At 72.7% G+C, this 24215-nt stretch carries 23 protein-coding genes; 10 read left to right on the top strand and 13 right to left on the bottom strand.

Annotated features, from left to right (window positions below; all coding sequences use genetic code 11):
• Positions 1-24 precede the first annotated feature (24 nt).
• The gene (locus ACIRL2_RS10920; protein ID WP_402231627.1) at positions 25-462 is read left to right on the top strand and encodes a nuclear transport factor 2 family protein; all 438 of its coding nucleotides are present in this window, start codon (positions 25-27) and stop codon (positions 460-462) included.
• On the opposite strand, the gene ACIRL2_RS10915 is transcribed toward ACIRL2_RS10920, so the two are convergent.
• The 5 genes from ACIRL2_RS10915 to ACIRL2_RS10895 all read right to left on the bottom strand — a co-directional run bounded on the left by ACIRL2_RS10915 (position 432) and on the right by ACIRL2_RS10895 (position 5831).
• Positions 432-1235, bottom strand: a complete 804-nt coding sequence (locus ACIRL2_RS10915) for an SAM-dependent methyltransferase (protein WP_402231625.1) — start codon at positions 1233-1235, stop codon at positions 432-434. The two genes, ACIRL2_RS10920 and ACIRL2_RS10915, sit on opposite strands and share 31 nt — an antisense overlap.
• A 225-nt stretch (positions 1236-1460) precedes the next feature.
• Positions 1461-2747, bottom strand: coding sequence for an amidohydrolase family protein (locus ACIRL2_RS10910; RefSeq protein WP_395862679.1), 1287 nt, complete (start codon positions 2745-2747; stop codon positions 1461-1463).
• A 6-nt stretch (positions 2748-2753) separates the two neighbouring features.
• Positions 2754-4094, bottom strand: coding sequence for an amidohydrolase family protein (locus tag ACIRL2_RS10905; RefSeq protein WP_395862681.1), 1341 nt, complete (start codon positions 4092-4094; stop codon positions 2754-2756).
• A 6-nt stretch (positions 4095-4100) separates the two neighbouring features.
• Positions 4101-4991, bottom strand: coding sequence for an SDR family NAD(P)-dependent oxidoreductase (locus ACIRL2_RS10900; protein ID WP_395862683.1), 891 nt, complete (start codon positions 4989-4991; stop codon positions 4101-4103).
• A gap of 45 nt (positions 4992-5036) precedes the next feature.
• Positions 5037-5831 (bottom strand): acetoacetate decarboxylase family protein, encoded by a 795-nt coding sequence (locus ACIRL2_RS10895; protein ID WP_395862685.1) that lies wholly within the window; start codon positions 5829-5831, stop codon positions 5037-5039.
• 176 nt (positions 5832-6007) lie between these two features.
• On the opposite strand from ACIRL2_RS10895, the gene ACIRL2_RS10890 reads away from it, so the two are divergent.
• On the top strand, positions 6008-6613 hold the full coding sequence (locus ACIRL2_RS10890; protein WP_395862687.1) for a TetR/AcrR family transcriptional regulator: 606 nt from the start codon (positions 6008-6010) through the stop codon (positions 6611-6613).
• A 93-nt stretch (positions 6614-6706) separates the two neighbouring features.
• Here ACIRL2_RS10890 and ACIRL2_RS10885 read toward each other — a convergent pair whose 3' ends face one another.
• Positions 6707-7915 (bottom strand): hypothetical protein, encoded by a 1209-nt coding sequence (locus ACIRL2_RS10885; protein ID WP_402231622.1) that lies wholly within the window; start codon positions 7913-7915, stop codon positions 6707-6709.
• Positions 7916-8313: 398 nt separating this feature from the next.
• On the opposite strand from ACIRL2_RS10885, the gene ACIRL2_RS10880 reads away from it, so the two are divergent.
• From ACIRL2_RS10880 to ACIRL2_RS10870, 3 genes are all read left to right on the top strand, one after another.
• Positions 8314-8619 (top strand): DUF6412 domain-containing protein, encoded by a 306-nt coding sequence (locus ACIRL2_RS10880; RefSeq protein WP_402231620.1) that lies wholly within the window; start codon positions 8314-8316, stop codon positions 8617-8619.
• Positions 8620-8697: 78 nt separating this feature from the next.
• A complete protein-coding gene (locus ACIRL2_RS10875; RefSeq protein WP_402231618.1) occupies positions 8698-9381 on the top strand; it encodes a YidC/Oxa1 family membrane protein insertase in 684 nt (227 codons plus the stop codon).
• A 53-nt stretch (positions 9382-9434) separates the two neighbouring features.
• Entirely contained in the window at positions 9435-10394 is a 960-nt protein-coding gene (locus ACIRL2_RS10870; RefSeq protein WP_395862694.1) for an exonuclease domain-containing protein, read from the top strand.
• 106 nt (positions 10395-10500) lie between these two features.
• Here the strand turns inward: ACIRL2_RS10870 and ACIRL2_RS10865 are convergent, their stop codons facing one another.
• A complete protein-coding gene (locus ACIRL2_RS10865) occupies positions 10501-11214 on the bottom strand; it encodes an ABC transporter ATP-binding protein (protein WP_402231982.1) in 714 nt (237 codons plus the stop codon).
• 74 nt (positions 11215-11288) lie between these two features.
• Positions 11289-12365, bottom strand: coding sequence for an ABC transporter permease (locus ACIRL2_RS10860; protein WP_402231616.1), 1077 nt, complete (start codon positions 12363-12365; stop codon positions 11289-11291).
• Between the two features lie 277 nt (positions 12366-12642).
• Between ACIRL2_RS10860 and ACIRL2_RS10855 the strand changes: the two genes are divergently transcribed.
• The 3 genes from ACIRL2_RS10855 to ACIRL2_RS10845 all read left to right on the top strand — a co-directional run bounded on the left by ACIRL2_RS10855 (position 12643) and on the right by ACIRL2_RS10845 (position 15900).
• Entirely contained in the window at positions 12643-13833 is a 1191-nt protein-coding gene (locus tag ACIRL2_RS10855; protein ID WP_402231614.1) for a sensor histidine kinase, read from the top strand.
• Positions 13830-14459, top strand: coding sequence for a response regulator (locus ACIRL2_RS10850; RefSeq protein WP_402231612.1), 630 nt, complete (start codon positions 13830-13832; stop codon positions 14457-14459). Before ACIRL2_RS10855 ends, ACIRL2_RS10850 begins: the two co-directional genes overlap by 4 nt.
• Before the next feature lie 355 nt (positions 14460-14814).
• Positions 14815-15900 (top strand): amidohydrolase family protein, encoded by a 1086-nt coding sequence (locus ACIRL2_RS10845; RefSeq protein ID WP_395862702.1) that lies wholly within the window; start codon positions 14815-14817, stop codon positions 15898-15900.
• A 506-nt stretch (positions 15901-16406) separates the two neighbouring features.
• On the opposite strand, the gene ACIRL2_RS10840 is transcribed toward ACIRL2_RS10845, so the two are convergent.
• The 4 genes from ACIRL2_RS10840 to ACIRL2_RS10825 are packed head-to-tail and all read right to left on the bottom strand — an operon-like array spanning position 16407 to position 20351.
• Positions 16407-17087 (bottom strand): ABC transporter ATP-binding protein, encoded by a 681-nt coding sequence (locus ACIRL2_RS10840; protein WP_402231610.1) that lies wholly within the window; start codon positions 17085-17087, stop codon positions 16407-16409.
• Positions 17087-17881 (bottom strand): ABC transporter ATP-binding protein, encoded by a 795-nt coding sequence (locus tag ACIRL2_RS10835; RefSeq protein ID WP_402231608.1) that lies wholly within the window; start codon positions 17879-17881, stop codon positions 17087-17089. Before ACIRL2_RS10835 ends, ACIRL2_RS10840 begins: the two co-directional genes overlap by 1 nt.
• Positions 17878-19776, bottom strand: a complete 1899-nt coding sequence (locus tag ACIRL2_RS10830) for an ABC transporter permease (protein WP_402231606.1) — start codon at positions 19774-19776, stop codon at positions 17878-17880. The genes ACIRL2_RS10835 and ACIRL2_RS10830 overlap by 4 nt, the downstream gene beginning before the upstream one ends.
• Positions 19777-19781: 5 nt before the next feature.
• Positions 19782-20351 carry a hypothetical protein gene (locus ACIRL2_RS10825; RefSeq protein ID WP_395862709.1) on the bottom strand — a complete coding sequence of 190 codons (570 nt, stop codon included), beginning with the start codon at positions 20349-20351 and terminating at the stop codon, positions 19782-19784.
• Between the two features lie 293 nt (positions 20352-20644).
• Here ACIRL2_RS10825 and ACIRL2_RS10820 point away from each other — a divergent pair, with 293 nt between their 5' ends.
• The gene (locus tag ACIRL2_RS10820) at positions 20645-21280 is read left to right on the top strand and encodes a hypothetical protein (RefSeq protein ID WP_402231604.1); all 636 of its coding nucleotides are present in this window, start codon (positions 20645-20647) and stop codon (positions 21278-21280) included.
• Between the two features lie 54 nt (positions 21281-21334).
• Entirely contained in the window at positions 21335-22711 is a 1377-nt protein-coding gene (locus ACIRL2_RS10815; RefSeq protein WP_402231602.1) for an ABC transporter substrate-binding protein, read from the top strand.
• Between the two features lie 455 nt (positions 22712-23166).
• On the opposite strand, the gene ACIRL2_RS10810 is transcribed toward ACIRL2_RS10815, so the two are convergent.
• Positions 23167-24144 carry a D-alanyl-D-alanine carboxypeptidase family protein gene (locus ACIRL2_RS10810; protein WP_402231600.1) on the bottom strand — a complete coding sequence of 326 codons (978 nt, stop codon included), beginning with the start codon at positions 24142-24144 and terminating at the stop codon, positions 23167-23169.
• Positions 24145-24215: the final 71 nt, after the last annotated feature.

The raw sequence follows: 24215 nt of genomic DNA, 5'->3' as shown, positions 1-24215 counted from the left end.
ACCGTTCTGGGCCAGGCTGCGGCCATGGACTCAGGTGTTCCCGAACATGCCCGGGCGCGGCGCGCGCACAACGTCCGGATCGCCGAGCGGCTGTTGGCGGCGGTGGGCGCGGGCGACCGCGGCGCGCAGGTGGCCTGCTACCACCCCGACGTCGTCCTGGAGTTCCCGTACGCCGCGCCGCCGGTGCGGATCGAGGGCAAGGACGCGGTGGACGCCTATCTGGCGATCGCGCTCGGCGTCTTCGAGCTGCGGCTGACGGTGACCCGGGTCCACGACTGCGTGGACCCGGACACCGTGATCGTCGAGTTCATCGGCGAGGGGCGGGCCAGGCCCACCGACCGCGCCTACGCCAACACCTACATCGCGGTGCTGGCCTTCCGGGACGGTCTGGTGGTCGGCCAGCGCGAGTTCTACAATCCGGTGCCGGCCGCTCAGGCCTTGACCGCGACGCCCGCCAACTGAGGCAGCTTCACGGCGGGCTCGCCGAGCGCGCCGCCCGGGCCCCACACGTCCACCGGGACCAGCCGCGCGGGCAGCAGCTCCAGGCCGCCGAAGACGGCCAGGATCTCGTCGTGCGAACGGGCGTGCATCTTTTGCACGTTGGAGGAGTACTCGCTGAGTGCGCGGTCCATCCCGGCGGGGCGCTCCTCGCTGCGGTGTGCGTGCGAGAGCGCGAGGTGGCTGCCGGGCACGGTCGCGTCCATGTACTGGCGCACCACGCCGATGGGGTCCGCCTCGTCCGGGAGGAAGTGCAGCACCGACACGATCAGTACGCCGACCGGCTGGGAGAAGTCGATCAGCTTGCGCACCTCGGGGGAGTCGATCACCTTGGCCGGATCGGTCAGGTCGGCGCCCACCACGGTCGCGTTCGGGTTGTCGGCGAGCAGGGCCTGGCTGTGCGCGACCGCGACCGGATCGTTGTCCACGTACACCACGCGCGCGTCCGGGTCGGCCTTGTGCGCGATCTCGTGCACGTTGCCCACCGTCGGGATGCCCGAGCCCAGGTCCAGGAACTGCCGGATGCCCAGGTCCAGCAGGTGGTGTACGGCGCGGGTGAGGAACACCCGGTTCCCGCGCAGCACGTCGCGCAGCTCGGGCATCGCCTGGGTGACCAGTTCGGCCGCCTCGCGGTCGACCGCGAAGTTGTGCGCGCCGCCGAGCGCGTAGTCGTAGACGCGGGCCACGCTGGCGCGGGTGATGTCGATGTGCTCTGGAGCCCAGTCCGGTCGAGTCATGGATCGGACTCTAAAGCGTGTCGCCACGATTCACCGGAGAAATCGCCGGCCCGACGGTTGGCAGCCCTGTGCGAGGCGTCACACCCGCGCGCCCGCCGCGACGGCCTCGGCGTCGACGGGACCGGAACGGCGGGTTCCGGCCCCTCGACGCCGAGGTCCGCACGCGGTGGTCGCGGCCGCGGTTGCCCGCGGCCACGGTTTCGACGCGGCCACGGCTCGACGCGGCTACGGCTTGATGCCGACCGCGCCCACGAACGCCGGGCACTTGTCCGCGCCGACCGGGATGTCCTCGGGCGCCAGCGGCGCCCACACCTGGTCGACCCGGGGGCCCACCTTCGCCGCGATCGGGGCCAGCGCGTCCAGGTCGAAGCCGTACAGCTTCGCCGCGTTGCCGCCGACCATGGCGGCGACCTCGACCGGGTCGATGCCGTTGTAGGTCAACTGCAGCGCCTCGCGGCTGAACGGATGGCTGGCCTCCTTGTGCGGATAGTCGCTGCCCCACATGATCCGGTCCACGCCCACCTGATAGCGCAGCTTGGCCTCGGCCGGGCGCTGGAAGCTGGCCCCGACGTGGCACTGCCGGGCCCAGTACTCGCTCGGCTTGAGCTCCATCCGGCCGACCAGCGCGCTGCCCCACTCGTACTCCTGGGAGCCGACCGCGGTGCTCATCCGGTGCCAGTAGTAGTCCAGCCGCCGGGTCTCCTCCGGGATCCAGGCGGTGCCCTGCTCGGTGAACACGAACTGGAGCTCCGGGTGGCGATCCATCGCGCCGGAGACCACCAGGTGGGTGAACGCGCGGTGCGCCCACCAGGACACCTCGGTCAGGAACACCACCTTGTCCACGTCGGTGTCCCCGGCCGGCGGCGCGGCCGAGCCGGTGTGGTGATTGACCGGCATGCCCAACTCCTCGCACACCCGCCACAGCGGCTCGTAGTGCGCGTAGTCGAACATCGGCACCAGACCGGAACCGGGCGGGGTGCCGGGCAGCAACACGCCGCCGGTGAGCCCGGCATCCTTGGCCCAGCGGATCTCCTCCACCGCCGCCGGGATGTCGTGCAGCATGATCTGCACGATGCCCGCCCGGCGCCCGGGCGTGGCCGCGCAGAAGTCGACCATCCAGCGGTTGTGCGCCTTGAGCCCCTCCCACCGCAGCGCCAGGTCGCCCGCGTTCGCGGCCGGCGGCTGGTCGGTCAGCGAGGGCTTGGGGAAGAACGGCGGCACGGTGTTGGGGAAGATGACCTCGGCCACCACCCCGTCCGCCTCCAGGTCGCGCAGGCGTCGGTCGGAGTCCCAGTTGCGCGGGCCGAGGTCCCCCTTGAGGTCCGGATATGGGATCTCGTAGTTCGCCACCCAGGCATCGAACTCGGCGTGCAGGCGGGTCGGTAGGTAGTCGCGATAGCCGTGGATCTCGCCGCCGCCGTGGCAATCGGCCGAGATCACGGTGTACCGCTCGGGGTGGTCGCCGGACGGGGGGCCGCTCGGGACGGGGAGCGGGGTGGTGCTGTCAGTCATGGGGGATCAGACCTCCAGGGCTTCCGCGTTGGGGTTGATCGCGGCGCCCGTGTCGTGTCCGGTGAGCCAGTGCCGGCCGATCTCGGCGGCCGCTGCCCACTTGGTCGTCAGGTCCTTCGCCGAACCGTCCTCGTGCACCTGACCGAGCGTGGCGGGGGTGACCCCGACCCGCTCGGCGTGCGGCGCGAGGGCGGCCAGGTCGAAGCCGTACACGTCGGCCACCGCCTCGCCGAGCATCACGCGCGTCTCGGCGATCGGGACGTCGGAGAACGTCTTGCGCAGGATGTTGAGGGTCTCCGGCCAGGTGCCCTCGGGGTGCGGGAAATCGTTACCCCAGCAGATGTTGCCGACACCGATCTCGTAGCGCATGCCGATCTCGCGCCGCTTGGTGTTGGACGCGCCGATGAAGCAGTTGCGGTCGAAGTACTCGCTCGGGAGCAGCTTGATCTCCTCGAACCCGGCCAACTTGGCCGCGCCGCGCGAGCCCAGCAGCAGCCGGTCGGTGAACCACAGCAGGTTGCCCACCCACCAGCAGCCCGCCTCGGTCACCCCGAACTTCAGCCGCGGGAACCGCTCGAACACGCCGGACCACAGCAGGAACCACAACGGCCGGGACGGCCACCAGGTGACCTCGGTGACGTAGATGCCCAGGTGGTTACCGTACGATTCGCGGTCGGCCGGCCCCGAGTGGGTGACCACAGGGAGTTCCAGGTCCTGGCACAGCGCCCACACCGGGTCGTATTTGCGATCGTGGTACGGCGTCTGGTTCATCCACATCGCGGGGATCATCACCGCGCCCAGCCCGTCCGCCTTGATCCGGCGGATCTCCGCGAGCACGTCCTCGATCGCCGCGGTGATCGGGATCAGCGCGACCCCGCGCCGCCGTTCCGGACTGGTCTTGCACAACTCGGCCAGCCAGCGGTTGTGCGCCTGCGCGCCGGCCAGGCCCAGCTCCGGATCCATGTCCCCGGACAGGCCCAGGCCCGCGCCGAAGGGCACACACGTGCGCGACTCGACGGCGTCCGCGTCCGGAAAGATCACCTCGCCGACCACGCCGTCCTTGTCCAACTCCAGGTCGCGCCGGTCCACCTCCCAACCGCTGCGCAGCACCTCCTCGTTGGTCTCGAACCAGTTCGCCGCGAAGTCCTCGTTGCGCACACCCAGGTCGGTGATCGCCTTGAGCTGCGCCTCGCGTTCGGACATGAACTGATCGAAGGCGGCGTGATGCCGGGTGGCCAGGTAGTCGCGATACAACTCGGTCGGCAGCCCGGCGTGGGTGTCCGAGGAGATGATCGTGTAGGGGGTGGTGAGTTCGTTCCGCTCGGGGTGTTCGCTGCTCTGGGTCATGGTCACTCACTTGTCCAGGACAAAGGTCTCGAGGTACGAGGGGTTGCTGCGGGCGAGCATGCTCTGCGACCGCGCGGTGATCTGTCCGTCGCTGTGCTCACTGGCGGGCAGGATCCAGAACCGGTTGTCCCGGATGCCGTCGAGCACGTCGGCCGCGACCGACTCGACCGGGGTGAACTCGATCTCCTGCCCCGCGTCGCGCATCGCCTTCTCCCACGCGTCGAGCGTGTTGTAGGGCGTCTTGCGCGGCACCGACTTGGCGAACCGCTCGGGCCGGTTGCGGTAGGACTCCCACAGGCCGGTGCGCAACATCTTGGGCCCGGGGAACAGCACGGACGCGCCGAGTTGCGCGTGCACCTGGCCGAGCTGGGCGTACAGCGCCTCGGTCATGGTCACCACCGCGGCCTTGGTGGTCGCGTACACCGACGCGTTCGGCAGCGGCGCGATGCCGCCGTCGCCGGAGGAGGTGTTCACGATGTGGCCGGGGGTGTTCTGCGCGAGCATCCTCGGTACGAACGCCTGGATGCCGTTGAAGACGCCGAACACGTTGACGGCGAAGCACCAGTCCCAGTCCTTGGGGTCGTGCTCCCACATCTTGCCCTCGGAGCCCGAGCCGATCCCGGCGTTGTTGCACAGCACGTGCACGGCGCCGAAGTGCTCGAACGCGGCGTCGGCCAGTTCGAACACCGATTCGCGCACCGACACGTCCACGACGTGCCCGAGCGCCTCGCCGCCCGCGTCGGTGATCCGCGCGACCGCCTTGTCCAGCGCGCCCTGTTCGATGTCGCCGAGCACGACCTTCATGCCCTCCGCGCCGAACCGCTCGGCCATCGCGAGCCCGATGCCGCTCGCGGCACCGGTGACGACGGCGACTCTGCCGTCGAATTCCTGCAGCATGTCTGTCGATCCCTTGCTGTCGTCGCTGCCTTGCCTGCCGGGGTGCTACTTCGCGGGCGGCGGATCGTCGGTGATCTGCTGCACGTCGTCGTAGCGCTGGTGGATGTACGGCAGCACCAGGTCGGCCTTGACGTGCTCGGCGACGAAGCCCTGCTGGTCGGAGGTGCGCTCGCTGAGCGTGATCGAGATCAGCTTGCGCACCGGCAGGTCGGCGACCGGGTCGAAGTCCGAGTCGCGCAGGATCACCTCGCCGTCCAGGCGGTGCGCGCTGCGGGTGCGCTCGTTGCGGGTGACGTGCACCAGCATCGGGTCGGCGTCGAAGCCGTCGCCGTCCACGGCGGGCAGGAACTTGTAGTAGAAGCTCAGCGTCTGTCGGGGCTCGGGGGTGGCCAGCTCCTCGACCACGGTGCCGCGCACCTCGACGTAGGTGACGCCCATCCGGTTCACGGTGGCCACGACCTCGTCGCCGTCCCGCTCGACCTTGACGTCGGCCAGCTTCTTCGGCTCGCCGAACACCTCGCGACCGCCGATCACCGCCCGCTCGGTGGTCATCGGCATGGTCAGCGTGTAGTCGCCCTCGATGTCGCCGTGCTTGCAGCGCACCGCGACCGCGCCCGCGCCGAGCGGGTGACCGTTGATGTCGCAGGCGGAGATGTTCACCCGCACCAGCGGCCGGTCCACGGGGACCAGCGGCGGCGGCAGGATCGCCGCGATCACCTCGGGGTCGGTCTCCCAGATCGCCATCACGCCGGTGGACCAGATCTCCGGGAGGCTGGACCGCTCCCGCGAGGATTTCTTCAACGTTTCCGCCGGCCGGGCGCCGTACCGAATGCGTGCCACGTACCTCACCTCTTCCGCTCGTGCGAGGGCTGCGCGCGGGCCGGTTGCCCGATCCCGTGCGCGGTGGTGCCGGGTGTTCTGTAACACTGTTACACCGGTAGGTCGGCGAGGTAAAGACCTGTGGCGGGGTTGCCCGTGTATCGGGCGACCCCGCCCGGGCGCGAGAATGGGACGTGATGGACAAGATCACGCGAGACACCGTGCTCGACACCGCCATGCGTCTCGTCATGGAATCCGGTATCGAGAACCTCAGCATGCGCAAACTGGCCGCCGAACTGGGCGTCGCCGTCACCTCGATCTACTGGCACGTGGGCAACCGCGACGTGCTGGTGGACCAACTGGTGGATCGGGTGATCGCGGACATGGGCGCGATCTCGGTGGACGGGAGCACGCCGGTCGAGCGGGTGGTGTCGATCGCGCGATCGTGTCGGCGATTGATCCTGGAGCGCCCGCACCTGGTCGGCCTGGTCCGCGAGCGCGGCCTGGAGTCGCTGATGATGCTGCCCGCCCGCAAGGCGCTGGTACACGAGATGACGGCGGCCGGCCTGCGCGGCGCACGGGCGGGCGAGGCGGTGCAGGCGGTGCAGTACCAGATCGCCGGCTTCGTGATGCTGGAGCGTGCCCTGGAGAACAGCGCGGCCGAACCGCCGGCCGTGGACCGGTGGCGCGGCGAGTTGGCGCTGAAGGATCCGGAACTGGCGGCGAGTCTGAGCAACGTCACCGACGGTGACCGGCTGTTCGTGCTGTCGGTGCGAGCGCTGGTGGAGTCGCTGCTCGGGTGAGGGACGTCAGGGCACGCGCGCTGGTGCGGTCGCCGCTCGGGTGCGGGCGATCAAGGCACGCGCGGTGATGAAAACGCCGCTTCGGTGAGGTGGTCAGGGCACCCGCGGTGGGGCGCCGGCCAGGACGCGGCGCCATGCCGCGGGGGACAGCGTGCCCCCGGCCTCCTGTGCGTCGATCCGGGCCAGGACGCGGGCCGGCACGGTGAGCACGGTCGTGGTCAGCCACAACGATCCGGCGATCCGACGCGGCTCGCGACGCAGGCTCAGGGTCTCCTCGACGGCGTCCCGGTACGGAATTGCCCGCACCACGATCCGCAGCAGTTCGCGGCCGGCCCGGCGGCGCCCGGCCCGGGCGGCGGTCAGCAGCCCGCCGTGCGCCTGCCGGGTGCGTACGTCCGGCCGGCCCCACGGCATCGAGGCCGGCGCCTCGCCCCGGGAGACCGCGATCAGCGCCGCGACCAGATCGGTGCCCGCGGCGCCCGCGTTGCCCGGTTCGGCGAGGTAGGGGCGCACATCCAGCCAGGCCGGGCCGCCGTGCGCGGTGCGCACCGCGTCCAGCGACAGGCCGCCGTGCCAGCCGAGGTGGCCGCCGAGCATCGCGACCTGCTCGCGCACCTCCGGCACCACCACGCTGCGCCTGACCGCGCTGCCGTGCAGGTGTTCGTACGCGTGCACCGCGACCAGTCGGCCGTGCTCGAACACCGCCTGGGCGGACAGGACCGGGCCCTGGGCCGGCTCCTGCACCAGCACGCCGGCGCCGTCCACGAACGCACCGCCCTGCTCCAACGAGTCGGCCAGCCGCAGCAGTTGCTCGCGCCGCTCGACCCGGTGCGAACCCGCGAGGGTCTTCACGTACAACGGCGGATCGGCGACCTGGCGCAACTCCTCGGCGGAGCGCACCACCACCGTCCCGGCCGGCTGCGGCATCCCGATCTCGGTGAGGGTGCTCGCCGCCGAGGCCCGGTCCGCCACTCGGCGCAGCGCCGCGAACGGCGGTACGGCCAGGGCCACACCGTGTGTGGTGATTCGCTCCGGCTCACGCGCGAGCACCGCGACATGCTCGTTCGTGGCCAGCAGCACGTCGTGCGGCTCGGCCCGCAACACCGCCTCGGTCCGGGCCAGCCACGCCCACGGATCGGCGCCGAACGCGGGCACCTCGTGCACCGCCGTGACCGAGCGAGGGCGTGCGTGAACCGGCCGACCGGGCGGTGCGAGCACCGCCACGTCCTGCCCCGACCGCCCGATCGCCATCGCGATCTGACGTGACGTCACCCCGAAGCCGTCCCCTAGCAGCACGCGCACGGGGTCATCCTGGCACGAACGTGCGTGCGTGCTCACCTCACGGCCGGTGCGGGTTCGCATCCTCGGCTCGGGCGGCCTCGGACCCGGGCGGGAGCGAGACCGGAGCGTCCCGTCCGGGTGCGGCGTGGGGCCGGGTCGCGGGGGTGCGGAGTCGGGCCGGGCGGATCGTGGAGCCGGGGCGGGGCGACCGTGGATCTGGCAAGGGTGGGGCGCGGAATCAGAGCCGGCGCGGTGCGGTGTGGTGCGGAGCAGTGCGGTGCGGTGTCGGGCGCGGGCGGATCGTGGAGCCGGGGTCGGGTGAGCGTGGATCCGGCAAGGGTGGCGCGCGGAGTCGGAGTCGGAGTCGGCACGGAGCGATGCGATGCGGTGCGGTGCGGTGTCGGTTTAGGGTGGGGCGCATGTACCGCTCGGGCCCCGCCACCGCGTCGACGTCGCTGTGCGCGACGCTGCTCGCGCTGGTCGGCTTCGGGCTGTTCGTGGACGGGGCGTTGCCCGGTCTGGTCGCCGTCGCGGTGACCGCGGTGCTCGCGCTGGCCTGCTGTACCGCCGCCGCACGCGCGCCGTCCGCCGAGCGCGCGCACGTTCGCGGCGCGGTGTTGCGCAGGCAAGCCGATCGGCTGGCCTTCCTGCCCTCGCGGGATCCCGACGGGCCGGGCCGATCGCGGCCCAGAGCACCGGGAGCGGGCCCGGCGGCCCGCTGCTGACCCCGACGACCTTGTTCCACAGGTTCGGCACGGCCGCCTGACGCAGCCCTGATTCCCGCGTCACGGAAGGCCCTTCCCATGTTCGGCATCCCCGTTCTCGGCGTCGCGCACGACGTCCTGCTCACTCTCGCCGACGCCCTCGCGCCGCTGCTCGGCACCGGCTCGGTGGCCGGCGCCGTGGTCGTGTTCACCGCGTGCGTGCGACTCGCCCTGCTGCCCCTGGGCTACGCCCAGGCCCGCGCCGAGGTGGCCCGCGCCCGGCTCGCCCCGCAGGTCCGCCGGCTCCGCGACCGGCACGCGCGTGACCCGCAGCGCCTGGCCCGCGAACTCAGCGCGCTGCACCGGGAGTCCGGCACCTCGATGTTCGCCGGCATGCTCCCGGCCCTGGCCGGTCTGCCGTTCCTGTTCCTGACGTACCGTCTGTTCAGCGGCGACCCGGCGCTGTTGGGCCACACCCTGGCCGGCGCACCGCTCGGCCTGCATCCGGTGACCGGGCTCGGCGGGCCGCACACGCTTGTGCTGGTGGGCCTGTTGGTGCTGCTCGCGGGCGTGGCCTACGCGCAATACCGCGCCGCCCGCGCGGTCCCGGACGCGCCCGCGCTGATCCGCTGGATGCCCTTCGGCACCGTGCTCACCGCGGCCCTGGTACCGCTCGCGGCCGCCCTGTACCTGCTCACGAGCACCGCGTGGACCACCGTCGAACGCCCACTGCTGCGCCGGGTCGCCACCCGGCGCGCGGATCGCGTCGTACCCGGGCACTAGCGTTTCGCGCAGTGACGACGTGAATCTGATCCGCGATCGGAAAAGAGCACCCCATGGCTACGAACAAGTTCGGCGCGACCTGTGCCACGTGCACGACCTATGTCAAGGCAGGCGACGGCCTGTTGGTCCGCAAGGACGGCAAATGGGTGACGTACTGCGCGACCTGCGGTGAGCCCAAGCCGGCCGCGCCACCGAGAGGCAACCACGACGGCTGGCATCGCGGTCCGATGGCGGCGTTCGACGTGGAGACCTCCGGCGTCGACCCGCACACGGACTTCGTGGTCACCGCCGCCCTGGTCGACGCGACCGGCACCCGACGGTCCTGGCTGCTCGACCCGGGCGAGCGGGAGATTCCCGCCGAGGCGACCGCGATCCACGGGATCGACACCGAGCGGGCCCGGGCCCAGGGGCGCGCGCCCGCGCTCTGCCTGGCCGAGATCGGTGCGGCGATGACCGCGTACCTGGAGGCCGGCACGCCGATCGCGATCTACAACGCGCCCTTCGACCTGACCATCCTGCAAACCGAGCTGCGTCGACACAATCTGCCGCAACTCCCGTACACCGCACCTATCATCGACCCGCTGGTGATCGACAAGCAGTTGGACCGGTACCGCAAGGGCAAGCGCACGCTGGCCGCGACCAGCGCGTTCTACGAGGTGGTGCTCACCGACGCGCACACCGCCGACGGCGACGCGCTCGCGTGCCTGCTGCTCGCCCGGGATCTGGGCGCGCGCTTCCCGGAGTTGGCCGCCGACTCGTTGCGCACGCTGCACGAGAAGCAGGTCCGCTGGTACGCCGAGCAGGCGGCCTCGCTGCAGCAGTACTTCGACCGCCGCAACCCGGACGGCGGCGAGGTGGTCGACCCGAACTGGCCGGTGATTCCACATGGTTCGGACGGTGCGGGGTCGCCCGGCGGGCCGGATGCCGGCCCCGGCGGGTCGAGTGCGTGGCACCCGGACGCCGATCGGGAGCGGTCGGGGTCGAGCGCGTGGCGGCCGGGGGAGGGCGCGTAGGCGATTTCGGTGGGGGTTTCGGTGGGCCCGGCCGGCGGTCGCCGTTTCGCCGGCCCGGCCGTCGGCCGTCCGTCGCTTCGGTGGGCCAAGCATGTCGTCCGCCGCGTCAACGGCTCGTGGCGAGGGTGCCCAGGCGGCCGTCGACCAGCTCCATCGTGTGGTCCGCGTGCGGGAGATGGCTGTGGTCGTGGGTGACCAGGACGGTGGCCGTGCCGCTCGCACGGGTCAGTTCGGCGAGCAGCGCGACGATCGCGGCGCCGCGATCGTGATCGAGCGCTCCGGTGGGCTCGTCCACCAGAAGCACGCTCGGCTCGTTCATCAAGGCCCTTGCGATGTTGACGCGTTGCCGCTGGCCGCCGGACAGGCGTTGCGGGCGATGCCCCGCGCGGTCCGCGAGGCCGACCCGGTCGAGCAGTTCCAGCGCCCGCGCGCGGGCCCGACGGGGGCTGCGCCCGGCCAGATGCGCCATCACCTGGAGCTGCTCGACGCAGGTCAACGACGCGAGCAGGTTGGGCTGTTGGAACACGATGCCGATGGTGGTCCGGCGCAGTCGGGCACGTTCGGCGGCGGACAGCGCCGCGACGTCCCGGCCGGCGATCGAGACCCGACCGCGGTCCGGCGCGGTCAGTGTCGCGGCGACGGCGAGCAGACTGGACTTGCCGGACCCGGACGGGCCGACCACGGCGGTCAGCGTGCCGGGCGGCACGAGCAGGCCGACCCGGTCCAGGGCGGTGAGTCGGGTGTCGCCGTCGGGATAGGTGAGGGTGACGTCGGCGAGTTCGAGACCGGGCGACGGGTGCGACGGGTGCGACGGGTGCATCGGGTGCCTTTCGGGGTCGCCGGGGGTGGCGCGCGGCGCGGACCGGCCGCCGCCGGCTCGGGTCGGGCCGACGGTCATCGGGTGCCGCTCAGCGCGGTGTGCGGGTCGATCGAGGTCACCCGGCGCACGGCCAGCCCGGCGCCGACCATGCCGAGCAGGATCAGCACCGCCGCCGGGAACGCCGTGGTCGACGGGTCCACCACGAACGGCACCCCCGCCGGCGTCACCGCGCCGAACAGCGCGGCGATTCCGGTGCCCACGGCGGTCCCCACCAGCAACACCAGGAACGCCTGGCCGAGCGCGTCCCCGAGGAGATAACCGGTGGGCGCGCCGAGCGCCTTGAGCACCGCGATGTCGCCGGCCCGCTGAATCGTCCACACCGTGAAGAACGCGCCCACCACCAGCGCCGAGATCGCGAACAGGAAGCCGCGCATCAGGCGCAGCGACCCGTTCTCGGCGGTGTACGACCCGATCGCGCTCCGAGCGGCGCCGATCGTGGTGCTGCGGGTGCCGATCGTCCGGTCGCCCGCACCGGTGTGCGCGCCGGCCAGGTCGAGCGCGATCACCGTCGCGTATGGTCCGTCGCGCGCCGGCGCCGGGCGCAACGGTTGCCAGTCGGCCAGCGTGGTCCAGGCGACCGGGGTGTGACTGTACGAGGACCCCGACACCACCGCCGCCACGGTCAGCGACGTACCGGACCCGACGCTCAGCCGGGCGCCGACCGCGACCCGCAGGTCCTCGGCCAGCGCCCGGGACAACACCACGGTGCCCGGGGCAAGCGCCCGGGGCGCGAGCGGCCCGCCGGGCTCGACCCCGAACGCGGCGGCGGCGACCGTGCGCTCGCCGGCGCCGAGCCGGGTGGTCGCGATGCCCAGCGGCGCGGCCGAGCGCACCCCCGGTTGCTCGGCCCAGCGCCGCCACTGGCTCTCGTCCACGGCCGAGTCCGCGAACGAGACCCCCTGCCCGGACGCGGGCGCGGCGAACGCGAGCCGATCGGCGGGCAGCGCGTCGATCGCCGAGGTGTTGGCCCGCCCGAGCCCGACGGTCAGACCGGACACCAGGCCGACCAGCGCGGTGAGCAGCGCCACGGTGACGATCATCAGGGCGAACCGCCCTCGGGCGAACACGAGGTCCCGCACTGCGACGAACACGGCTGGTCGAGGCCTCCTGGCTGGAAGATGTGCGGCACGCGTGACCCGCGGCGCCGCGTCCCCGGGCCGGTGAGAGCGGCCGGTCCGGCGTCCGAGGACAACCCGACTCTGCTCCTCGACCACCAGCGGCATCATCGATCGACCTGGCCGTTCCCGACTCAACCTTTCGATCGATGCCGCCCGAATCCACCCGCTCTACCCTTGAACCGACATGTGCCCCACCCCCGCCCCCACACCGCCCGGCCCGACTCGGGTCCCCCGCGCGCTCCGTGCCTGCATGCACGGGCTCGTGGCGCTGCTCCTGGCCCTCGCCGCGCTGCGCGCGCTGATCGGTACCGACATACCGGCCACGCGGGCCGCGCTGATCGTGGCCGCGGTGGCGGTCACCGTCGGGGTGTACGTGGTCGGCAACCTGCTGCCCTCGGTGGAGTCCTCGGTGCGGGCCTCGGCGCTGTGGCTGGGGTGTCTGACCCTGGCCTGGGGCGGGTTGTACGCGCTCACGGCGGAGGGGATCTGGTTCGCGTTCCCGTTGTTCTTCCTGGTCCCGCATCTGCTGCCGGTGCGCGTCGCGCTGCCGGTGGTGGCCGGGCTCACGGTGGTCGCGATCGCGGGCTACGCGGCGCATCGCGGCGCGGTGACGACCGGCATGCTGCTCGGTCCGGTGCTGGGCGCGGCGGTGGCGGTGGCGACCGTACTGGGCTACCAGGCGCTGCACCGGGAGAGCGAGGAGCGACGCCGACTGGTGGAGGACGTGGTCGCGGCACGCGCGTCGCTGGCCGCGGCCGAGCGGCACGCGGGGGTGCTCGCCGAGCGCGAGCGGTTGGCCCGGGAGATCCACGACAGCCTCGCGCAGGGCTTCAGCAGCATCCAACTGCTCTTGCGCGCGGCGGAGCGGGCGCTGCCGAGCGATGCCCTCGACGCGGAGCGGCACGTACGGCTGGCCAGGGTCACCGCGACCGACAGCCTGGCCCAGGCGCGCCGGTTCGTCCGGGCGCTGGCGCCGCCGGAGCTGGACGGGTCCTCGCTGCCGGCGGCGTTGGAGCGGTTGTGCGCGCGGACCGCCGCCGAGGGGCAGTTGGACGTGCGCTTCCACAACACCGGTGACGCGGTCGGGTTGCCGACCGCCGTCGAGGTGGCGCTGTTGCGGATCGCCCAGTCGGCGCTGGGCAACACGGTGCGGCACGCGTCTGCGTCCCGGGCCGAGGTGACGCTCAGCCACATGGACGCTTCGGTGACGCTGGACGTGGTCGACGACGGGCGCGGTTTCGATCCGGCCGCGCGGGTCGGGCGGGGCGGCGCGGACTCGGCCGCCGCCGGCGGGTCCGCCGGGACCGGGTTCGGGCTGGCCGCGATGCGGACGCGGGCCGCCGAACTCGGTGGTGTGCTGACGGTGGAATCCGGGCCGGCGCAGGGTGCGGCGATCGCGGTGACGTTCCCGGTGCCGGCACCGGGTGGGTCGGCGCGATGATCCGGTTGTTGCTGGCCGACGACCATCCGATCGTGCGCGCCGGGCTGCGCGCGGTGCTGGCGGCGGAGCCGGACTTCGCGGTGGTGGGCGAGGCGGGCACCGCCGAACGCGCGGTCGAACTGGCCCGCGTGCTCGCGCCGGACGTAGTGCTGATGGATCTGCGGTTCGCCCCGGGCGGGATGCACGGAAACGCGGCCACGGCGGCGATCACGGCGCTGCCCGACGCGCCGCACGTGCTGGTGCTCACCACGTACGACACCGACGCGGACATCCTGGCGGCGGTCGAGTCGGGTGCGCTGGGCTATCTGCTCAAGGACGCCCCGCCCGAGGAACTGGCCGCCGCGGTGCGTACCGCCGCGGCGGGCGAATCCGCGCTCGCGCCGCGGATCGCGGGCCGGCTGTTGAGTCGGCTGCGCGATCCGCTCCCGACGCTGACCGGTCGCGAGATCGAGGTGCTTGCGCTGGTCGCGGACGGCCTGTCCAACCTCGCGATCAGCAAGGCGCTGTTCCTGAGCCAGGCCACCGTCAAATCACACCTGGTGCACATCTACGCAAAGCTCGACGTCGACTCCCGCACCGCGGCGGTGGCGGCGGCGATACAACGCGGGGTGCTCGGTCGGCGCTGAGCGTGAGGCGGTGCGGTGCGCGCGGGTGGGCTTGGTGTGGGGTGGGCCGGGGTGCGGGGGGTTGGTGCTCGGCGTCGACTCGCGCGTCGCGGGGGTTGCGGCGGTATGACGTGGGGTCGGGCCGGCGCTGAGCGCGGTCGGATGGTGCGCGGGTGGGAACGGGTGTGTGGGGTGGCGGGGCGCTGGGGGTTCGCGGCGGGGCGGTGCGGTGCTCGGCGTCGACTCGCGCGCGGCGGTGGCGCGCCGTGGGGTGTCGGGGCGGCGGTGAGTGGCCGTGGGTGGAACCGGAGGCGTGGAGCGGCGGGTTCGGGGCGGGGTGGGGCGGTTTTCGGTGGGGCGGTCGTAGGGTCTCGGCATGACCGTGTTGCACGTGAAGGGTCGCGTTCTGGTCGGCCCGGACGAAGTTCGTGACGAGATGTGGGTGGTGGGCGGGCGGATCACGTTCGACCGGCCGACGTCGCTTGCCGTCGACGCGACCCTGGAGGGCTGGGTACTGCCCGGCCTGGTCGACGCGCACTGCCACGTCGGGATCGACGAGCACGGCGCCGTCGACGCCGCCACCTCCGAACGCCAGGCGCGCACCGACCGGGACGCGGGCGCGCTGCTGCTGCGCGACGCCGGCTCGGCCGCCGACACGCGCTGGATCGACGGCCGCGAGGACCTGCCCCGACTGATCCGCGCGGGCCGCCACCTGGCCCGGCCCAAGCGCTACATCCGCAACTACGCGCACGAGATCGAGCCCGGCGACCTGACCGCGTTCGTCATCCAGGAGGCTCGGCGCGGCGACGGCTGGGTCAAGCTGGTCGGCGACTGGATCGACCGGGACACCGGCGACCTGGCCCCGCTGTGGCCACTGGACGCGCTCAAGGAGGCGATCGCCGCCGCGCACGCCGAGGGCGCCCGGGTCACCGCGCACTGCTTCGCCGAGAACTCGCTCCCGGACCTGGTCGAGGCGGGCATCGACTGCGTCGAGCACGCCACCGGCCTGACCGAGGAACTGATCCCGATGTTCGCCGAGCGCGGCGTGGCGATCGTGCCGACGCTGGTCAACATCGGCACCTTCCCGGGCATCGCGGATCAGGCGGCCGGCAAGTTCCCGACCTACGCCGCGCACATGCGGGCGCTGCACGCGAACCGCTATGCCACGGTCCGGGCGGCACACGACGCGGGCATCCCGATCTTCGTCGGCACCGACGCGGGCGGCTCGCTACCGCACGGCCTGGTCGCCGACGAGGTGGCCGAGCTGGTCGAGGCCGGCATCCCCGCCGTCGACGCGCTCTCGGCCGCGTGCTGGTCCGCACGCAAGTGGCTGGGCCGGGACGCGATCACCGAGGGCGCCTCCGCCGACGTGGTCGTCTACGCGGCCGACCCGCGCGCCGACATCGCCACCCTGGCCGACCCCCGAGCGGTGGTGCTGCGCGGCGCGCTGATGCCCCGCTGACCGGCCGGTCGCCGCCGAGTCGGGTCGACGTCTCCAGGGATCGGCGTCCGAAGCACCGGAAGACGCCCGGCGTCGGCCGCCTCGGCGACATCCGAGAAGGAGAGGTTCACCCCCCGAGGGCGGGCCGGTCGGGGCGAGGTCCGCGAACGCCGCGCGTCGGGCGTCGAAGTCGTTACTCCAGGATGTACGACCCGGCGCCCAAGACCACGCCACGTTCGCTGTGGCGACGGCGTCGAGGCGGCGTACGCGTTCCATCGGGAGCACGGCCGCCCCCGCCGCGAGCGGTACGGCCCGACGCTCACCCGCGAACGCCGGTGGGCGTGGCTCGACCGCCCGGCGTGGCCTGTTCCGGTCGCTGCCGGAGCGGGTCGCGGGCCACCGCCCCGGGGCTCTTCGGCGCGATGACGGCGGTTCGGTCGTTCGCGGCAACCGTGCCGCCGGTGCTGGGCAGTGGTACGACGGTGGCCGCATTCCGGGTCTTCACCGCCGTACGACCCGGACAGGGCCTAGCTGCGGTGGGCCGTGTCCGGGTGGGTGCGGTATTCGGTGGGGTCGCCGCGGAAGGTGACGGTGCCTCGGCTGAGGGCGTAGACGACCTCGGCACGTTCCAGCGCCTCGCCGGTGTGTTGTTCGACCAGGATCACCGTGCGGTCGGCGGTGGCCAGGGTGGTCACGACCTCGTAGAGGCGGGCGGCGATCCGGGGGGCCAGGCCCTGGCTGAGTTCGTCCAGGAGGAGCAGTCGGGCCGGCGTGAGCAGGGCTCGGCTCACCGCGAGCATCTGCTGTTCGCCGCCGGAGAGCGTGCCGGCCCGCTGGGACATGCGCTCGGCGAGGATCGGGAACGCGGTCAGCGCGGGCTCGACGTCGGCGCCGTCGGCGAACAGCCTCAGGTTGTCGGCCACGGTCAGGCCCGCGAACACGCCGCCGCGTTCGGGGATCAGGGTCAGGCCCTCGCGGGTGCGTCGGTCGGCGGGCCACGCGGTGATGTCCGTACCGTTCCACACCACCCGACCGGCGCTCGGGCGGACCAGGCCGGCCAGCGTGTTCAGCAGCGTGCTGCGGCCGGAGCCGTTGCGGCCGACCAGGGCCGTCACGGCGCCCGAGGGGAAGTCCAGGTCGACGCCGTGCAGCGCCTCGATCGGGCCGTACCGGACGCGAAGTCCGGTGACCGACAGGGCGATCGCCATCAGAGGTACACCTCCCGGGCGTGTTCGTCGCGGCGGATCTCGGCCGGCGTGCCCGAGGCCACGATCCGACCCGCCGCCATCACATGCACGGTGTCGGCCACACCGAAGACCAGGTCCATGTCGTGTTCGACCAGCAGGATCGCCAGGCCGTCGGCGGCCAGCGCGCGAAGTTCGTGGCGCAGCCGGTCGGTCTGCGCGTCGTCCAGCCCGCTGGCCGGCTCGTCCAGGAGCAGCACCGAGGGCGAGGACGCGAGCGCGCGGGCCAGTTCGACCATGCGCAGGATCCCGACCGGGAGTTCGCCCGCCGGGGTGTGCGCGTGCTCGGTCAGCGCGAGCCGGCGCAGCGCGCTCTCGACGGCGCTCCCGGTACGCCCCCGGGCCGGGTCGGGCAGGCCGAACAGGCGGGTCAGGGCGGAGGCGCCGGACCGGTTCTCCGCCGCCACCCGCAGGTTGTCCAGCACCGTCAGGCTCGGGAACACCGACACCACCTGGAAGGTACGGGCCACCCCGAGCCGGGCCCGGCGATGCGCCGGCAGCCCGGTGACGTCGCGCCCGCCCACATACACCCGCCCGGCATCGACCCGGCCGCCGGCGAGGCAGTCGAACAGGGTGCTCTTGCCGGCCCCGTTGGGCCCGATCACCGCCGTCACCACACCCGCCGGCACCCGCAGATCCACCCCGTCCACAGCCCGCAGCCCACCGAATCGGCGCACCACCCCCTCGGCCCGCAACGCGCTCATCGGCTCCCCGCCCTCCGCGTCCGCGGTCGTCGGCGACTCCCGGCGCGCGTTCACGGGCGCACCCGCGCGCGCAGGGTCCGGCCCAGTGGGGTGAGGCGGACCGGGGAAGGTGTCACGGGAGCGGGTGGGCGGCCCGCCACCAGGCGCAGGAGGGTGGCCGAGACGCCGCCGGGCATCCGGGACAGCAGCACGGCCAGCGCGCCGATCACGATCGTGGACATACCCGCCGTGGTGGCCGCGTCCAGGGCGACCACCAGGCCCGCGGCCAGAACCGCGCCCGCCGCGCTGTCCACGCCGAAGACCACCACCGCGGCGAACCAGACCAGGCCCAGGACCGGGTCGAAGGCCGCCGCGTCGAAGGCCCGGCCGCCCATGCCGAGCAGCGCGCCGCCGAGTGCCGCGACGCCGGCGCCGACGGCGAAGACGAAGACCTTCGCGGAGGAGACGTCCACCCCGGACGCCGCCGCGCCGTCCTCGTGGTCGCGGACGGCGACCAGCATCCGCCCGAGCCGGCTCACATGCAGCCGGCGGATCACCAGCAGGACCAGCCCGAGACAGGCCAATTCCAGTGCGTAGAAAGCACGTTCGCCCTCGAACGGCCACGGGTGGTCGAGCGCGGTGCCGGTGGTGAAGCGCGGCTGCGCGAAGACGAACCGGCTGACCACCGCGGCCACCGCGAACGTGGTCAGCGCGAGCGTCAACCCGCGCCGTCGAATCGCCGGCCACCCGGTCACCAGGCCGACCGGCACCACCAGCAGCGCGGCCAGGAACAGCGCGACCAGGCCCGGGACCTCCCGGCCCATCAGTTGTCCGGCGAAGAGCGCGCCCAGACCCGCGAAGCCGGCCTGGCCGAGCGAGATCTGGCCCGCGTACCCGGTGAGCATCACCAGGGACACGAATACGATCGCCATCGCCGGCACCTGCTGGGCGATCCGCAGATGTTCCGCGCCCAGCGCGAGCGGCGCCGCCGCGACCGCGACGAACGGCACCCACCAGCCTGCCGGCGCGCTCTCCCCGTGCCCGGTCCCTATCCGGGTAGCGGCCGCCCGCACGGTGTCCGGGCCGCCCACCTCGACCATCCGGGGCAGCACCATGAGCGCGACCAGCATGACCACCACGAACAGGTTCGCCTGGAGCGCCTGGACCAGACCCCACGAGTCCAGTTCCAGCCGGGACAGTTCGCTCTGCCCCACCCCGATCGCCAACGCCGCCAGGATCGCCACCGGCAGACTGGCCAGCCGGGCCACCACCGCGACGCCGATCGTCTCCAGCACGAGCAGGGTCAGTCCGTACGGATCCAGCCGCAGGTGCGGCGCCAACAGCACGCCGGTCAAGCCCGCCAGCATCGAACCGAAGGCCCAGCCGGCCGCGGCCACCCGGTCGGCCGGCACGCCCGCCAATTCGGCCAGCGAGCGTCGATCCACCACCGCGCGCAGCCGGACCCCGAACCGGGTGTACCGGGTGACGCCGGCGACCAGCGCGGCGACGGCGATCACCACGCCCAGTTCGACCAGCGTGCCGGTGGGCACGGAGGTGTCACCGGGCAGCGCGACCGAGCCGCTCGGCACGATCGACGGCGGGTCCAGGCGGGCCTGGGTGCCCCAGGTCAGCGTCGCGACGCCGACCAGGAGGACGAACACGCCCAGCGAGGCGACCAGCATCCGGGCCGGACCGGCTCCCTCGCGGTGCAGCCCGCGAAAAACGAAACGCTCCAGCACCAGGCCGAGCGCGGGCGCCACCACGCCCACGTCGAGCAGCACCGCGGCCCACAGCGGCCAGCCCCACACCCGGACCTGCTGCCAGACCAGGTAGGCCACGATCATCGCGAGCGCGCCGAAGGACAGGTTGAACACGCCGGTCGCCCGGTACGAGGTGATCATGCCGACCGCCGCGAGCGCGGCGATCGCGCCCACGCCCAGTCCGGCCAGCGCCAGTTCCAGTGTGAGCACGACGCTCAGCCGCCGGTCGGGGGCACGTGCGGCCCGTCCGGACCCGCGTCACCGACGGCCGGGGCACCGCCCGCACCCGCGCCCCGGCCGGCCTCGGAGCCGGCGGACCCGCCCGACCCGGGCCCCGGGTCGCACAACCGGCACGGCCGCAGGTCCTTGTCCCGCGCCGTCGTCTCGTCCACGCGACGCACGCCGTCCTTGCCCCGTACCAGCGAACATCCGGGCCGGTGGTAGCGCGCCCCGCCGGGCACCGCGACCCACCGCCCCTCGACGGGTGCCTCCGCCGCCGTATCGGCCGGCACCGGTTCGACCAGAAGGCTGTACAACTGCCCCACCATCAAACGCAGTTCCGCGTCGACGTCGCCGGACTCGCCCGCCGTGCCGCGCCGGGTGCCCACCACGAGCACCGCGCCGGCGACGATCAGGGCCGCGCCCGGGATGGTGGCCGAAGCCAGATAGGGCAATTGGCGCGCTTCATACCGTTCGCCCGAAACGCCGTACCACCCCAGTGCGCACAACAGCGCGCCGCACAGTCCGACCAGCCAACCGCCGTGCGTGCGCGACAACCGACGCAAACCGGCCAGGGTCGTCGCGGCGTCGGTCGTACGCTGTCGTTCGATAGGGGAGTTCGCCTTTCCCGTGGAACCTGCCGAGTCCGTCGAACCTGCCATAGGGTCCACCCGTCGAGTCCGCCCGATCGCGCATCCGTGCCTCAGCGTAGTTCTCCGGGATCTGGTCATACGGGCCGGAACACGATTGGATACCGAGTCGCACGTGGCAACATGACTTGCCGGTAACCCAGGTACTACCTGGCTACATCAACAGCAACAGGACGCCGGGCGACCGGCGGAACGGGTGGTGAACGCACGTGAGCGTGGACATGATCAACGAGCGGGCGAAGACGGGCACCGGCGTCGGTCGTCGCAAGGGGGCGCGCCGCGCATGGCTGGCCCTGCCGGTGGCGGCGGTGCTGGTGCTGTCCGGATGTGGCGGCGACGACGACAAGGACGACGAGTCGAAGTCGACGCCGTCGGCCTCCGCGCCGGCCGCCCAGCAGACGACGCCGGCCGCGACCACCCCGAGCACGGGCGCGTCCGCGACCGGCGGCGCCACCAGCGCTCCGCCGGCCGCCGGTGGCACCACGCTGACCGGCGAGGAGAAGAAGGTCGCCGACAACTGGGACAAGTTGTTCGACAACACCGCGCCGCTCGCCGACCGCAAGGCGGTCCTGGAGAACGCGGACAAGATGGGCACGCTCGTGGAGACGCTCGCGAACGACCCGATGGCCAAGTCGGTCACGTCCAAGACCACCGCGGTGAAGATCAGCGGTGACAAGGCGGCCGTGACGTTCGACATCCTGCTCGCCGGCACCCCGGCGCTGCCCGGCCAGAACGGCCAGGCGGTCAAGCAGGACGGCACCTGGAAGGTCAGCCTGAGCACCGTCTGCACGCTGGTCGGCGCGCTCAAGCCGGGCACCGTCGTCGAGGGTTGCCCGAAGGCCTGATCCACACCCCGAACGGGCGGACGTCCGCCGCACCCGGGCCACCGAGGAGCACCCATGCATCGTCGTTTCCACCGACGGGGCGTACCGTGCGCCTCGGTGGCCCTGTTGCTGGCCGGGTTGTTGTGCGTACTGGTCGGGTGCGGCTCCCGGTTGCCCGAGCGCGACTTCCAGGACCGTACGCCCGCCCCGGCGGGCACCGGCGCGCCCGCGGCGAACGCCAACACCGCGTCCGACGTGGGCGTGACCTCCACCGAGATCACCGTCGGCATGATCGACACCGTCCAGGGCGTCCTGGGCAACGAGACCTTCTCCGGGCCGATGTACGGCGCGCAGGCCTGGTTCCGGGCGCTGAACGACCGCGGTGGCGTCAACGGGCGCAGGGTCAAGGTGTCCGCGTGCGACGACAACGGGTACGGCGTGGCCAACCAGCGCTGCGCCCGCAAACTCGTCGAGGACGACAAGGTGTTCGCCTTCGCGGGCAACAGCATCTACAGCTACACCGCCGCCGGGTACGTCAGCGACAAGGGCGTCCCGGACGTCGGCGGTCAGCCGATCGGGACCGCGTACGAGACCTACCCGCACCTGTACTCGATCTACGGCTCGCGGGCCCCGCGCGCGGGCAAGGTGGGCTGGAACGGCGAGTTGTACGCGAGCACCGAGGTGTACCGCTACTTCAAGGAGAAGCTCGGCGCGCGCACCGCCGCCGTGGTGTCGTACAACCAGGCCGACTCCGCGCGTTACGCGCAGACCGTCGCCGACGGCCTGCGCGCCGAGGGCTACACCGTGCTGGACAAGCAGGTCGACTTCGCGCTGCCGAACTTCGCCGCCGCCGTGGTGGACATGCGCAGCAAGGGCGTCGACATCGTCTTCGACGCCGTGGACACGCGCGGCAACGCGGAACTGTGCAAGGCGATGGACGGCGCCGGCCTGCGGGTCACCGCCAAGGTGACCAACGTGCAGAACTGGAACGCGCGCGTCGGCGAGGACTTCAAGGCGTCCCCGACCTGCCGCGACAGCATCTACGCGACGAGCAACAGCCGCGGCTACACGGACACCGCGCAGCCCGCGGTGGCCGAGTTCCGGGCCGCGATGAAGAAGTACTTCCCCGACCGCGAGGACAAGCTCTCCCAGTGGGAACTGGAGGGCTGGGCCTCGGCGATGTGGCTCACCGACGCGATCGCCTCGTGCGGCGCGAACGTCACCCGGGCCTGTGTGGAGGCCTTCGTCAACCGTCCCGAGGGCTACGACGCGCACGGGCTGCTGATCCCGGTCGACTTCAAGGCCGAACCGGTCGACCGCGTCGCCGCGCCCACCCGGACCTGCTTCGACGTGGCCCGCTGGCAGGACGCCGCGCCGGGCGGCTGGGTCGGCCAGGTGCCGGACATGACCAAGAACTGCTTCGACGTGCCGTCGCTGCCGTACAAGCCGTGACCGGTCGGCCGTAGGCCGCGCCGGCACGGGTGGATACCCGGGGACGTATTTGGTGCCATGCCATGTCGTGCCCTGCCGGGCGCCGCGACGGGGCAAACGTCGCGGGGCGCGGCACTAGCGCCAGTCGGCGCGGTACCAGGGCTGCGGTGGGGCCGGCGAAGCCCATGGCGCCGGCGGCGGAATCGCGGGTGCCGGGCGGGCCGCCCGCGGCACCGGGTACGGCAGCGGCACCATGCCGAACGGGCGGCGGTGGTTGGGATCGGGGTTGGGGGCGATCAGGGCCGAACCTCGCACAGGAGAGCCTCTCCGCTACGACGGCCCCGAGATCCCACGCCCCGACGCCGCGCCCGCCGAGACTCGTCGGCGGACACGGCGTACAACGAGCGGGTCGAGGCCGGGTGTCGCGAGGTCACTCCCATGGCCCCGCGTACCCGGCCCCGATCGAGCCTCTTCGGCTACGAGTCCAGTGCGCTCGGGAGGCGCTTCGGGCAGCCGGAGGTGTAGGAGGCGTTGTACTCGAAGTGCCACGCCTCGTTGTCGTACATCCGGCACCAGCCGTACTTGCTGCCCTTGGCCTGGAGCCAGGCCTGGGCGTTGGCCGGGTAGATGTCCACCGCGACGCCCTGGACGTGCATCGACTTCTCCGGCGGCAGCACCCAGCGCAGCGCCTCCTGGCGCGAGCCGACCTCGGCGATCTTGTCGTCGAGCAGCCGCTGCTGATGCGCCCAGCCGCGCTTGCCGGAGTTGAGGTTCAGTTTGATGCCCTCGGCCGCCATCGCGGCGTCGATCCTCTTCCACGCGGCGTAGGCGGCCGGCTTGAGCGCGCTCGGATCCTTGGGCGCGTCCACGTCGTTGGCCGGCGCCTTCGCGGTCGAGGACGCCGACGAGGACGAACTCGGCGGCTTGCTCGACGACGGCGGTCGGGACGAGGACGGGGCGCCGGTGGGCGGCGCGGTCGTGGCTGCCGCCGGTGGCGTGGACGCAGCGGTGGTGGCGCCGGGCGTCAGATCCGCGCCCACCGAACCAGCCCGGTCCTTCTTGTCGTTGTCGTCTCCACTCCCGAGGAACAGCACTGCTCCGGCCCCGGCTCCGGCGAGCACCAGCGCGCCCGCGAGAGACCAGACGACCAGCTTGCGTCGGCCGCGCCGCGGCGGCTCGGGCTCGTCCGTGCGCGCGGGCCTCGCCGGCGCGGCCGGGGCCTCCGGCGTGGACGTGGGCACGGACTGCTGATCACGCTGGTACCAGTCGGCCGGGACCGGCGTGGTCGCCGCGTCGAACGCGCCGGGTGGGCCCGGTGGGCCCGATGCGCCGGAAGTGCCGGATGTGCCTGCCGGGCCCATGGTGTGCTGTTGCCACGAGGTGTCCAGGAAGTGCGCTCCGTCGGGTGTACCCCCTTCGTCGGGCTGTGCACCGCTGCCCGCTGCGTGTCTCACCGGTGAAGCCTCCTCGTAGTGAGCCTGGATCCTCTCGTGGATCACGTCCGGTATTCGACTCACGGTTGTCG

Origin of the sequence: Embleya sp. NPDC127516, assembly GCF_044765325.1 — a bacterium.
Classification (GTDB): Bacteria; Actinomycetota; Actinomycetes; order Streptomycetales; family Streptomycetaceae; genus Embleya.
The sequence above is the reverse complement of the archived record's forward strand: the minus strand, read 5'-3'. Positions and strand labels throughout refer to the sequence as shown.